Annotated in this window: 13 protein-coding genes and 1 pseudogene; 2 read left to right on the forward strand and 12 right to left on the reverse strand. The window is 40.0% G+C overall.

The annotated features are described in order from the left end of the window. Positions 1 to 594 (forward strand): annotated as a pseudogene (locus tag Q0192_RS09485) (L-arabinose isomerase); the annotation flags it as partial. Between the two features lie 90 nt (positions 595 to 684). On the opposite strand, the gene Q0192_RS09490 reads toward Q0192_RS09485, so the two are convergent. From Q0192_RS09490 to Q0192_RS09520, 7 genes are all read right to left on the reverse strand, one after another. Next, positions 685 to 1,446 (reverse strand): hypothetical protein, encoded by a 762-nt coding sequence (locus Q0192_RS09490; RefSeq protein WP_299289241.1) that lies wholly within the window; start codon positions 1,444 to 1,446, stop codon positions 685 to 687. 78 nt (positions 1,447 to 1,524) lie between these two features. Next, a complete protein-coding gene (locus tag Q0192_RS09495; RefSeq protein WP_299289242.1) occupies positions 1,525 to 2,196 on the reverse strand; it encodes an HAD family phosphatase in 672 nt (223 codons plus the stop codon). A 71-nt stretch (positions 2,197 to 2,267) separates the two neighbouring features. Continuing rightward, positions 2,268 to 2,732 carry a thioredoxin family protein gene (locus tag Q0192_RS09500; RefSeq protein WP_299289243.1) on the reverse strand — a complete coding sequence of 155 codons (465 nt, stop codon included), beginning with the start codon at positions 2,730 to 2,732 and terminating at the stop codon, positions 2,268 to 2,270. 63 nt (positions 2,733 to 2,795) lie between these two features. After that, positions 2,796 to 3,941: an alpha/beta hydrolase gene (locus Q0192_RS09505; RefSeq protein ID WP_299289244.1), complete on the reverse strand. Its 1,146-nt coding sequence runs from the start codon at positions 3,939 to 3,941 to the stop codon at positions 2,796 to 2,798. Positions 3,942 to 3,988: 47 nt separating this feature from the next. Continuing rightward, positions 3,989 to 4,717 (reverse strand): acyl-CoA desaturase, encoded by a 729-nt coding sequence (locus tag Q0192_RS09510; RefSeq protein ID WP_299289245.1) that lies wholly within the window; start codon positions 4,715 to 4,717, stop codon positions 3,989 to 3,991. Positions 4,718 to 5,382: 665 nt separating this feature from the next. Next, complete coding sequence (locus Q0192_RS09515; protein WP_299289246.1) at positions 5,383 to 5,553, reverse strand: hypothetical protein; 171 nt, start codon at positions 5,551 to 5,553, stop codon at positions 5,383 to 5,385. A gap of 185 nt (positions 5,554 to 5,738) precedes the next feature. Beyond that, positions 5,739 to 5,915, reverse strand: a complete 177-nt coding sequence (locus Q0192_RS09520; protein ID WP_299289247.1) for a hypothetical protein — start codon at positions 5,913 to 5,915, stop codon at positions 5,739 to 5,741. A gap of 140 nt (positions 5,916 to 6,055) precedes the next feature. Between Q0192_RS09520 and Q0192_RS09525 the strand changes: the two genes are divergently transcribed. Beyond that, complete coding sequence (locus Q0192_RS09525; protein ID WP_299289248.1) at positions 6,056 to 6,592, forward strand: hypothetical protein; 537 nt, start codon at positions 6,056 to 6,058, stop codon at positions 6,590 to 6,592. Between the two features lie 75 nt (positions 6,593 to 6,667). Here Q0192_RS09525 and Q0192_RS09530 read toward each other — a convergent pair whose 3' ends face one another. From Q0192_RS09530 to uvrA, 5 genes are all read right to left on the reverse strand, one after another. Next, positions 6,668 to 6,910, reverse strand: a complete 243-nt coding sequence (locus tag Q0192_RS09530) for a hypothetical protein (RefSeq protein ID WP_299289249.1) — start codon at positions 6,908 to 6,910, stop codon at positions 6,668 to 6,670. Positions 6,911 to 7,089: 179 nt separating this feature from the next. Continuing rightward, positions 7,090 to 8,277 (reverse strand): L-dopachrome tautomerase-related protein, encoded by a 1,188-nt coding sequence (locus Q0192_RS09535; RefSeq protein WP_299289250.1) that lies wholly within the window; start codon positions 8,275 to 8,277, stop codon positions 7,090 to 7,092. Positions 8,278 to 8,386: 109 nt separating this feature from the next. Continuing rightward, on the reverse strand, positions 8,387 to 9,013 hold the full coding sequence (locus tag Q0192_RS09540; protein ID WP_299289251.1) for a LysE family transporter: 627 nt from the start codon (positions 9,011 to 9,013) through the stop codon (positions 8,387 to 8,389). Positions 9,014 to 9,162: 149 nt separating this feature from the next. After that, positions 9,163 to 9,699, reverse strand: a complete 537-nt coding sequence (locus Q0192_RS09545) for a YceI family protein (protein WP_299289252.1) — start codon at positions 9,697 to 9,699, stop codon at positions 9,163 to 9,165. A 97-nt stretch (positions 9,700 to 9,796) separates the two neighbouring features. Further along, on the reverse strand, positions 9,797 to 12,628 hold the full coding sequence (gene uvrA / locus Q0192_RS09550) for an excinuclease ABC subunit UvrA (RefSeq protein WP_299289253.1): 2,832 nt from the start codon (positions 12,626 to 12,628) through the stop codon (positions 9,797 to 9,799). Positions 12,629 to 12,686 lie beyond the last annotated feature (58 nt).

Below are 12,686 nucleotides of genomic sequence, written 5' to 3' on the forward strand. Positions count from 1 at the left end.
GGCTACGGTTTTGCGGGAGAAGGCGATTGGAAAACGGCCGCTTTGGTGCGCGCGATGAAAGTGATGGGCAGCGGCTTGCAAGGCGGCAACGCGTTTATGGAAGATTATACGTACCATCTTGATCCCGCCAATCCAATGGTTTTGGGTTCGCACATGCTGGAGGTTGACCCTTCGCTGGCCACCGGCAAACCAACTTGCGAAGTTCATCCTTTGGGCATTGGCGGCAAAGCTGATCCTGTTCGTTTGGTATTTAACGCCGGTGGCGGTGCAGCTTTAAATGCTTCCATTATTGATATGGGCAACCGTTTCCGTTTATTGGTTAACACCGTTGAAGCCGTAGAAATAGAACATGATTTACCAAAACTGCCGGTAGCACGCGTATTGTGGAAACCGCTGCCAGATATGAAAACCGGTTGTGCCGCGTGGATTTATGCTGGTGGCGCGCACCATACTTGTTTCAGTCAGAATTTAAAGCCGGAAACCTTGCAGGATTTTGCGGATATTGCCGGTATAGAATGTATTACGATTGATGCTGACACTAAGTTAAGGCAACTGCGGAATGAACTGCGTTGGAGCGAAGTAGCTTATAAGTAATTTTTTGGTGGTAAAAGAAATATTGGGTTAAAATGATAAAGCCGTAGCAATTTGAGATGCTGCGGCTTCTAAAAATCTTAATAATATTATTTATTTTGCTAAATTGATATTTGGATTTATCCAATTCCAAAATACATTAAATCCTTCTTTAGGAATATATGCTTGTTCCAAAACTTTTATTGCAAAATCTGTATTTGACTGTAATTTCTTTACATCGTTTGTACTTAAACGGAAATGAAATTCTGTATTAAAAGTCTCTTTTACGTTTAAAGCCTTTACCAAAACTTTTGCTTTATAATTTCCTTCTTTCCAAATCAAAGAACTTTCTAATAGGTTTTTGAATTTGTCATACTCGGTTGTTAACTTAACCGATTCTGGATCTTGACTATTTCTTATGATTAATTCAAATTTCTGATTTGTAGCGTCGATTGCTTCCTGATACTTTTCTTTAAAAGAAGCTTCATGAAAACCAACTCTTTTCTCGACAAGGTATTCTTTTAATATTTTGATAGCTATTGCATTTTGTTTCTTTCTAACTGGTGTGCTACCTATCTCGTTATTATAATCAATTTCATACAATTTTTCTTCGAACCATTGCCAATCTAGTCTGTGTTCTTCTCTGTTTGGACCTTCAATAATTGTTTGGATATTTGTAACTAAACACTCCTTATTTTCGGCAGATATAGCAAGATCATAGTTAAGTATTGAACCATTATATGTATATCCTATTTCAATCTGAGGATGTACAATTAAAGTTAATTTTGGTTTCATGTATAATTTTATGAAGTAACTAATAACTGGAGGCAACCATGCTAATGCTCCCAGTACTGATAGTGCCTTATAAATATCCATAGCTATTAATTACTCTTTTTCTATAAACATACGTTCTATTATTTTTGATAACAAACTTGTCAGCATTTAATTTAAAATTTACTTCAACAATTCCAACACTTTGGAATTCCTATAATCCATAATAAAAAACAACACATTATCGTGTTCTTTAAAATCCTCTTCTTCATGCGCCGTAGTTAACGCAACGCATTTCATACCTGCATTTTTGGCGGCTTCCACGCCTTTGGGCGCATCTTCAAAAACGATACAATCTTCGGGTTTTACGCCTAAAGCTGCGGCGGCTTTTAAAAATGTTTCGGGATGAGGCTTGCTTTTGTCCACATCATCGGCACTGATGATTGCTTTGAAAAAATGACGGATGTACAAATTATCCACCACAAAATCAATATTAAAGGGGATTGCTGCCGATGCAATGGCCAGCAAAATTTGTTGTTCGTCAGCCTTTTTCAGAAAATCGTCTAAACCGGCAATCAGTTTTAAATGCGGCCGGAAACGTTCCTGGTAATCTTTTTCCTTTTTCATGGCGTATTCGTCCATTTCTTCCGGACTGAATTTGCCTTTTCCAAAAACGCGCTCTAAAACTTCCGGATTTTTGCCATACATTTCTTTTTTAACTTCATCTTTGCTTAAACCGGCACCGAGATCGTTGTTTAAAATATCAAACCAGGCTTGTCCATGGTACGCCATGTTGTCCACCATTGTGCCGTCCATATCAAAAAGAAAAGCCTTTTTTTGTTGCTTGTTGTCCATACCAGCAGCAACACCAATTTGAGATTAAGGTTACAGCAACGCCAATTTTTACCTGATAAAAGAAGTATGCCTTACTTTTTCTTCAATGCTTCTTCTGCAAAACGCATCAAATCATCGGGTGCCATAAAACCCATCGTCCCGAGTACAGGTTTGGCGTTTTCATCAAAAATAATAAGCGTTGGATAAGCCTGGATTTTCCATTGTTGCGCCAGCATTGGGCCTTGCCCAGCTTCCATATCAATCGAAACGTTAATGAAGTTTTTGTTGAAAAAATCGGCCACTTTTTTATTGGTAAAAGTCCGAATTTTCAGCATTTTACACGGGCCGCACCAAATGGCGTAGCAATCAACAAAAATCCATTTTTTTTGTGCCGATGCTTTTTTTACGGCCGCGTTCCAATCGTTCTCCATAAAAACAATTTTATCCGTTGGGGCAGCTTTTGAAACCGGAAAAGTTTTAACAGCAGGAACTGGTTTAAAAGATGCAACCGAAAAAAATGCCGGTAAAAGAAGCATCCAAGTATATTTTCTGATCATGATTGTAATTTTTAATTTTAGCAGTAAACACAAAATACGTTAATGGCAATTTAAGGTTTTGGTTTATTTGGACGGGGTAACAACGTTTAAAAAGCGTTCCACAGTATAAGTGGCCAATTGTCCGCTCGGGCCGTTTAGGTTATAATCGCAACCATGCGTTGCCCAAGGCAAACTTAAAAAATAATGTTTTACGCCAAGTTGGTTTAGTTTTGCATTGAGGCGGACACTATGCTGATAAGAAACCAGCACATCATTTTTTCCATGGATCAGCAAAGTTGGAACCGATCGTGCTGAAGCAAATAAAATGGGCGAACTTGCCGCATAATTCTTTGGGACCTGCTTATAAGTTCCGCCCAGATAATCTTCCATCACTTTGTGTGAATCCAAAACCAATGGATTGGACGGAACAAAATATCCGAAGACCATATCTGCCGGGCCATAAAAATCAATTACGCCTTTGATATTTATATCTTTTAAAGTGTAAGCAGCCAACAAAGCAATTTGTGCCCCGGCCGATCTTCCCAGCAAAACAAAATTATTGGTATCAATTTGTAGTTTTTCTGCGTTGGATTTTAGATAATCAATGGCGCTTTTTACATCTGCTACCGGCTGCGGATTTTGGTATTGCGGTGCCAAACGATATTCCATCGAAGCAACCTGATAACCCCGGCGCGCCAGATAACTGTTCAGTTCGGGCAGTTGCTTGCGGTCGCCGCCACTCCAGGAACCGCCGTGGATAACGATAACGCAAGGCTTTTTCCCTGCTGTTTTTGCGGGATAAAAATCCAGTTGCAAATTAACATCCGGATATTTTTGATAAGTAAAAGTTTGCGGCATAATTGCCTTTTCATCAATCCCCGAAAACATGGAAAAGAACGAATATGGTTTTTTAAGGTGAGGCTGTTTCAGATTGGCTTCTTCATTGCCTAAACTCGATTTTAATTCTTCCGGAAGTTTTGCGGCTACAGCGTAAGCCCGAAAAACAGGTGATAAAAACAGCATCAATGTGATAAAAGCCAGAAAATTTCCGGCGCGCTTGTAGGCAATCAACCTGCTTCTAAACAAATAAAAGATGATGGTGAGGACGATAAAAACGTACGGAAACTCGGCAACTAAAATCGCCAAAATCCACAAATGGTAAGTTGGCGCGGGCAAAACGGCCAGCAGGGAAACCAAAAACAACAGAAAAATCAGGAGTAAACGAAGCATCAGTTATAATGTAGATGAATAGCTTTTAACCAATGCTTCTTTTATCGTTAGATTTTTCGCAGGCGGATAATGTGCAAATGGTGCATCAGCCGCATAATCGGATAAGTTGGGTCAACCTCAAACCAGCGTTTGGCAAAGTTGGCATCGTTTGGTTTTTTATGATGGTTGTTTTGGAAAAGTTCGCCCAGCATCAAAAAATCCAAAGGCAGCATGTTTTTGCTGTGGTCGTGGTTGTCAAAATTGGAATAGCCGTATTTGTGGCCGCACCAGTTGACGATGGCGCCATGCAACGGACCCATCAAAAAATGGATCGGCAGCAACAAAAACATCCACCATTGCGTGGCAAAAGCAATATAAAAGGCAATGTAGAAAAGGCCAAAACCGATGCGGCTTATCCAGGAATCGCCTACGCGATCAACGAAACCCCAGGTTGGGTAACGGTCGCGAAAAGCAGGTTCCGGCTCGATCCGGTGTTTTTGGTAATCCATATAAATGTTTTTGGTTTTGATCATCATGCCCAAAACATCTTTTGCAAAATGTGGCGAGTGCGGGTCTTTTGGCGTATCGCTGTAAGTATGGTGCATGCGGTGCAAAATGGCATAAGCACGCGGGTTTAAAAAAGAAGAACCTTGGAAAATGTAAGTCATCAGGTAAAAAGCTTTTTCCCAAAATGGGTTAAGCTTAAACATTTTGTGCGAAGCGTAACGGTGAAGAAAAAAAGTTTGAAAAAACAACGACAAGAACCAGTGGGACAAAAAGAAAATAAAAATGATCATTATAAAATGGGTTGAAGCAATACCATATACGTTAAAATGGCAGTTTTGATTTGGATTTTTCTAAGAAATGATGCTAAAATAAACTTAATTAACTTTCGGAACAAATGCTTTACCGCTTGAAACGGATTTATGCAGAAGTGGTTGAACGCCGTTTTTAAAACAATTTAATGCTATTTTAGAAATTAAAACAAAGCAAACTATTCTCTTTTTAGTAAAAAAATACTTTAATAATGAAAATATTTATAACAGGTTTAAACAAGCCAGGTAAAAAAAGCTGATTGTGCTTAAAAATAACTTTTGATGTTGCTTTAATTAATTTCTATAGCAGCAACTGGTAAAATTTTCTATTCCTGATGCTAAAATTTTTTATTTTGATGTTATCAGCCTCTATAAACTTTGTAAAACCTAAAAAAATATTGAATTATTTAAAATTTTATATTTTTTTATAGGATTTATAAAACTTAGTGTTATCTTTACACTATGAAAAAAAGCAACAGATAATTTTTTTCATAAAAAAAGTCTTCTCATAATTTAGGTTTATAATTGGTTAGTAAAAGCTCCTGCCCATCAGGGGCTTTACTTTTTTACAAGCTTTTTTGCAAAAAAAATCCGGGCCGGAACATTGGTTCCAACCCGGATAACTGCTATAACAGCAAAACTTTGTTTTAATTGCTTCTTCCCCTAAAAAGAGAAATCAACCAGATAATTACCAGGATTACAACAACTACGGCTATAATACCTACGGCTGCACCGGCTTTAAAAATTCCGCCAACGGCAGCACAACTGCTTAACACCATCAGCGTTAATGCCAGTATAAAAAGGTTCAATTTTTTCATTTGATTAGTTTTAAGTTATTTGCCTAACAGGGGCAGTTGTGTATTGTTTTTGTAAAATTCCTGCTTCAATCGTTTAGGCTGATGCCCGCAAATAATTTGACCCTTGCTTAAACATTTCTCTTTTTTTTAAAACATTAAAATCCTAAACAAAACAAATACTTCTTTTAGCACCCTTTTTTTGACCACTAATTTCTGTTACGGCGGTTTGGCCTTTTAGAAATTATCCAAACAAACAATCCCAAAATAATCAAAACAGAATAGATGCCCAGTTTAAACCCGGCCCTAAAAACACCGCCAACCACCATACAGCTTTGCATAGTGCCTGCCAAAATCAATAAGCCAAACAAAACCCTTTTTTTCATGGCGTAATATTATAAAATATTGAATGGTTAAAAGTGGAATATTTTCATTAATAATGTGATACTTCTTTTATGCCCTAAAATTTTGCAACCACAATCAATCCTAAAGGTTTATTGTTCATACAGCATCAACAAAAGACACTATGAAAAATAAAACCGGAATTTTTTTGAACGAATTGGGCACAGCCATTGGCATTGGCGTAATGGCCGGTTTGGTTGGCACCGCTGCCATCACCATTTCGCAAATGATCGAAATGAAAATTGATGGCCGCGAACCAAGTTCTGCACCTGCCGATGCCGCTTCTAAAGTGCTGGATATTAAACCAGAAAGTGAAGAAAAAAAGGCAAAAGTTTCGCAGCAAATCCATTGGGCCTACGGCACTTCGTGGGGAGTTGCGCGCGGTTTGATTTCGTTGGCCGGATTAAAAGGCTGGAAAGCAACGCTGGTACATTTTGCAGCCATCTGGGGGACAGCAAATGTAATGCTGCCAGCCTTAAAAGTTGCGCCACAGGCAACGGAAGAAGATGCCAAAACTATTTCTATTGATGGCCTGCACCATGCCGTTTATGCGGTTGCAGCAGGTTTGGCGTTTGATGCCATCGCCAAAAGGACTTCGGAAGCTGCTTTGAACAACGAATTGTCTTCGGCCAAAAAAATGTTTAAGAAAAAACTGGCTTAAAAACAGTATTCCCTTTAATATAAAAAGGCTTCCGGGAAATTTCCCAGAAGCCTTTTTAATTATCGAACAGCAAAATTAAACCACATCCTGTTCCAAAATATTTTTTCCTAAATGCTGGATTTCTTCGGCACTTAAAATCAACGCTTCGTGGCCATGCGGCTCGTAAATCCAAACGTTGTTTTCGTTGCAATACAAACAACCGCAGGATTGCTCTTTGTAAAACAAGTTGTAGGTTGGCCGCAGTTGCTTTTCTGCTTTTTCGGCACCAATTTCCAAACAATGGTCTTTCCGGTATATATCAATAATAAATTTGCTCATAAAAATCAATTCTAATAAAACCCCGGTTTTGCCAAATTAGCAAAGCCTAATCAATGATACTGTTTTTATCGGCATAAATTTAACAACACCGATAGCGGCATTTAATTTTACAATCAGGAAACCACACCAATTTTTAACCGGTAAAAACAGCATTGCTTTTCTTCAGCCAAAAACAAATCCTAAGGTAGTTTTAGACGGTAAATGGTATAAGGTGTAGTCCGTTTGTTTACGCCGGCATTATGCTCTGGCGTTTTTTGGATTTGCGAACAGCTTACATACAAATAGCCGTCTTTGGAAACCGAATAACTGTCTGGCCAAATTAAACGTGCATCTTTTACCAAAGTGGTCATTTTTAAATCGGGAGAAATTTGAAGAATGGCAGAATTTTGCGGATCGCCCAAATACAAATTCCCTTTTTTATCGAACGTCATGCCATCGGTTACAGCAAATTTTCCCAGGTCTTCTACATAACCTTTTAATTTTTGTGCAGGCAATGTATCGTTCCGCAGAAATTCTGTTTTGATGCGGTACAGTTTGGTATCGGTCAACGGTTTGTAATACAGCCAATCGCCATCGGGCGTTAAAGCAATCCCATCCGAATCAAATTTAACCGGCTGGCCTTCCTGCATCAATTCTTTGCCACCAATAATAAATTTAAAATCTTTATCAGAATGAACCGAATAATGGTTTTGCAGCAATTGCCTTGCTTTTCCGGTTTTTAAATCAACCACTACAATTCCGCCGGTGCCGGAATTGGTCATGTAAGCGTATTGCCTTTTGGTATCCACACGGACATCATTAATATAACTATGCTCGTCGGTTACGCCTTCAAAAGTGTAAGTACGTTCCGGTTTATTGGTATTTAAGTTGATCTTGACCAGCTTGTTGCTTTGCTGGTAAACCTTGTCCAACTTTGGCGCGGCCGGATCAACTACCCACATTGCATCGTTGTCATCAATATAAACGGCCTGCACACAAACCCATTTGTTTTTACCGCTTTCGCCGGGTTTCCAACTGTTCATGGCCGCATCAGGAAAAGGTTTTACCTGATTGTTGGGCAAAACTTCAACCAAAGCATACTTATAGATAGAAGGCGTCCACAAAGGATAATTGGTAAAAAGCCGGCCTTTTGCCGAAATGGCGACACCGGTCAACTGGTAAGTCGGATCGGCAAAAACCTGTTCTAATTTTACCGAAGAATTTCCGTTGGGATTATCGGTTGCTTTATGTTCGGCATTGTTGCCGGTTGTGGCGCCCGGGTTTTTGTTGGCATCACTTTCTGACGGTTGGCTGCCGGATTTATTATTGCTGCAGGAAGCTAAACTTGCAGCCAAAACAATCAAGGAATAGCTTAATAATTTTTTCATGCTAACTAAACCCAATTTGTATTAAAAAGGTTTAGAAATTTCTTATGCTGAAATAAGTTTTATACTAAAAAAACACCGGTAAAAGAAGCATCATGCCGAAACTTTTAATTTAATGGTGCTTAAAAAACATCAGGTAAATTTGTTTGATGACATGATAAGCGGCAAAACTCCAAAATAAAATAGCAATACTTTTATTGATGATTTTACTGCTGAGGGCAAATTTACTTTTGATATAATTGGCTGACCTGGCATAAATGTACAAACACGAAAAAGCACCCAAAGCAGAACCGAGGCTAAAAATAACCAGCTCGAAACCAGAAGCTTCGATCCACTCATGCGTAATTAAATACGTGCCGGTGATGAGCCAGAACGGGATTTGCATCGGGTTAACAATGCCGAGGATAATGCCGTAACGGATACTGTCGTTGCTCGAATATTTTTCGCTTGGCTTTTCGTTGCGGTTATGCCAGGTTACAAAACCCAGAACAGTGAATAAAACCACCATCACCCAATCAATAATGGTGGCTAGTTTCATTTGTTGCGAGAGCCAACTTGCGCCATGCATAATCAGCAGCGTGAAAAAAAACTCGACCACCGAAAACGCTGAAATAAAGTACAACGCCTGCCTTAAACCACGGTTTATCGTGATTTGTACGAGTGTGAGGTTAATGTTTCCGGGCGGAATGTATCCGATAAAATTGCAGACGATGCCCAAAAAAAATGTCAGAAAAATCATGTTGCAAATTAATCAGGTTTTTTTAAGAAACAGAAAGTTTATTCGGGAGCGGAAGCACAAACATAAATTTTTAGGGGATAAAAGAAGCATCCGTAAAATAAAAAAACCGCCCAAATCAGGCGGTTTTATTTTATATTTTACAAATGTTTTTATGCTTGCTTGGCAAACTGCGCATTGATCATTAGCTTAACATCTTCTCCAAGCACAATTGAGCCAGCTTCGGTAATACCATCCCAAGTTAAACCAAACTCTTTACGGTTGATTTTTCCGGTTACTTCAAAACCAGCTTTTAGGTTTCCGTAAAAATCAGTTGCAGAACCGCCAAATTCAACCTTTAACGTTACCGGTTTGGTTACATCTTTTATGGTTAAATTTCCGTTTAAGGCAAACTCCTCTTCGCCTGTTTTAATAAAAGAAGTTGACTTGAAAGTGATTTTGGGATATTGTTCTGCATTAAAAAACTCAGGTGATTTTAAATGCACGTCGCGTTGTTCCTGATTGGTATCAAGGCTTTCCACACCCAAAGAGAAATCAATTTCTGCATTTTCAAAATTATCATCAGGAGCTTCACAACTGCCTTCAAATTTTTTGAAAAAACCGGTTACATTAGAAATGACCAAATGTTTAATTTTAAAAGTAACTTCAGAGTGCATTGGATCTAAGACCCATTTTGTTGCTGTTGCCATAATGCTGTTTTTAAGGATTAAAAATTGTTTATACAAAGGAAATAAAAATTGTTGTTTAAACACCTTGTTTTAGGTCAACAAATTAATAAACATATGATCAAGCATTTGCTGTTTTTAACCGTTCTTTTAAAAACTGCGCCGTGTACGATTTTTTTTCTTTCAGCAATTTTTCCGGCACGCCTTCAAAAACCAAGTTGCCGCCACGGTCGCCGCCTTCCGGGCCAATATCAATTACCCAATCGGCACATTTAATCACATCCATATTGTGTTCGATCACCACAATTGTATTGCCCTGTTCCAGCAAAGCATTAAAAGATTTCAGCAGTTTTTTAATGTCGTGAAAATGAAGCCCGGTTGTTGGTTCATCAAAAATAAACATCGTTTTGCTGGCATTATTTCCTTTGATGAGGAAAGAAGCCAGCTTGATGCGTTGCGCTTCTCCACCCGAAAGTGTGTTCGATGATTGCCCCAATTGCACATAACCCAAACCAACTTCAACCAAAGGCTTTATTTTGTTGAGGATTTTGGTTTCTTTTTCGAAGAAAACCTGCGCCTCGTCAATCGTCATCTGCAAAATTTCGGCAACATTTTTATCCTGGTACGTAACATCCAAAACGTGTTGTTTAAAACGTTTACCGCTACAGGCTTCGCAAGGCAGAAAAATATCGGCCATAAACTGCATCTCGATCTTTACTTCGCCTTCGCCCTGGCAAACATCGCAACGGCCACCTTCTACATTAAAAGAAAATGCGGCAGGTTTTAACCCGGCTGCTTTGGCGGAAGCTTGTGCAGCAAAAAGGTTCCGAATATCGTCCCAAGCTTTGATGTAAGTAACCGGATTGGAGCGCGAAGAACGGCCAATTGGGTTTTGATCAACCATTTCCACCTGTTCGATTTTTGTGATGTCGCCTTCAATCCCATCGTAACCGCCGGTTTTTTCGCCCGAATAATTGCCTAGGCTTTTTTGCAAGGCCGGGTACAAAATCCGTTTCACCAAACTGGTTTTGCCCGAACCGGAAACGCCGGTAACCACCGTTAACACACCGAGCGGAAATTTTACATCAATATTTTTGAGGTTGTTTTCGCGTGCTCCTTTTATCAGGATAAAATCGTTCCAAGTTCGGCGTTGTGTGGGAACCGGAATTTCTTCGCGATGGCTTAAATATTTGCCGGTCAAACTGTGGTCGTCGGTCAAAATCTCCTGATACGTTCCAGTAAAAACCAATTCGCCGCCGTGCGTTCCGGCTTCCGGCCCAATATCAATGATGTGATCAGCAGCCTGCATAATTTCTTCTTCATGCTCTACCACCAAAACCGTATTGCCCACATCACGCAGCGATTTTAAAACGGTAATTAAACGTTGCGTATCGCGCGGATGCAAACCAATACTTGGCTCGTCTAAAACATAAACTGAACCAACCAAACTGCTGCCCAAAGAAGTGGCCAAGTTGATGCGCTGTGATTCTCCACCCGAAAGCGTGTTCGACAGACGGTTTAAGGTGAGGTAACTCAAGCCAACGTCGTTTAAAAACTGCAAACGGTTGATGATTTCGAGCAGTAAACGGCGGGCAATTTTTTCGTCCTGCTCACCCAGTTTTATATTCTGGAAGAAAGCCAGCGCTTCATCCATCGGCATCAAAACAATATCGGTGATGGACTTTAAATTTACCTTGACAAAAGAAGCATCCTGCCGCAAGCGGCTGCCTTTACAATCCGGACAGGTGGTTTTTCCACGGTAGCGCGACAACATCACGCGGTACTGGATTTTGTAGGTTTGTTCTTCCAGCTCTTTAAAATAGGCATCCAATCCGCGGAAATATTTATTGCCGCTCCAAACCAAAACTTGTTGTTTCGGGGTTAATTGCGAGTAAGAACGATGGATCGGGAAATCAAATTTGATGGCCGAATTAACCAATTTATCGTTCCATTCCTTCATTTTCTCGCTGCGCCACGGTGCAATTGCACCATCGTAAATGGATTTGCTTTTATCCGGAATTACCAAATCTTCATCAATGCCAATCGTTTTGCCATAACCTTCGCAGCGTTTGCAGGCGCCATACGGATTGTTGAAGCTGAAGAAATTGGGCGAAGGTTCTTCAAAACGGATGCCGTCCAGTTCAAAACGGTCGCAAAAAAACTGGTCTCTTTCCGGCTCTTCTTCTGTTGGTTTGTACCGAAGGTAACAATCGCCGCGGCCTTCAAAAAAAGCGGTTTGTACCGAATCGGCCAGTCGGCTCAACGTTTCTTCTTCGGTGTTGATGATCACCCGATCTACCACGATAAAAACAGCATGATCGCTTTTTAGCTCTACATCTTTTACCGTTGTATCTTCCAAAATTTGTTCAATGCGCGAAACCTTCTCTTCAAACAAAACCCGTTGAAAACCTTTTTGCAGCAAAACCGCCAGTTCTTCTTTTAGCGTCCGGTTGTTGTGCGGGTGCAGCGGGCAATAAACGGTAACGGCAGTATCGGTTGGCAACGCGGCCGCAAAATTGACCACATCGGTTACGGTATCTTTTTTAACGATTTGCCCGGATTTTGGCGAAATGGTTTTTCCGATCCGAGAGAAAAGCAACTTCAAATAATCGTAAATTTCGGTAGAAGTGCCAACGGTAGAACGCGGATTGGAAGTAATTACTTTTTGCTCGATGGCAATGGCCGGCGCAATACCGCGGATGTAATCCACATCGGGTTTGTTCATCCTGCCCATAAACTGCCGGGCGTAGGATGACAAGCTTTCAACGTATCGGCGCTGGCCTTCGGCATAAAGCGTATCAAAGGCCAGGGAAGATTTGCCGGAACCCGACATGCCCGTAACCACCACCAATTTATTTTTCGGGATGGCAACGGTCAGGTTTTTTAGGTTGTGCACCCTTGCACCGGCTATAACAATATGTTTTTTAGAATCTGTTTCTGTTTCTATGTTCATCAATGAATTTTCTATGGTAAAAGAAGCATCGGAAAAATGCCGTTTAAAAAACAAAAAT

The organism is uncultured Mucilaginibacter sp., assembly GCF_937859865.1.
Lineage (GTDB): Bacteria > Bacteroidota > Bacteroidia > Sphingobacteriales > Sphingobacteriaceae > Mucilaginibacter_A.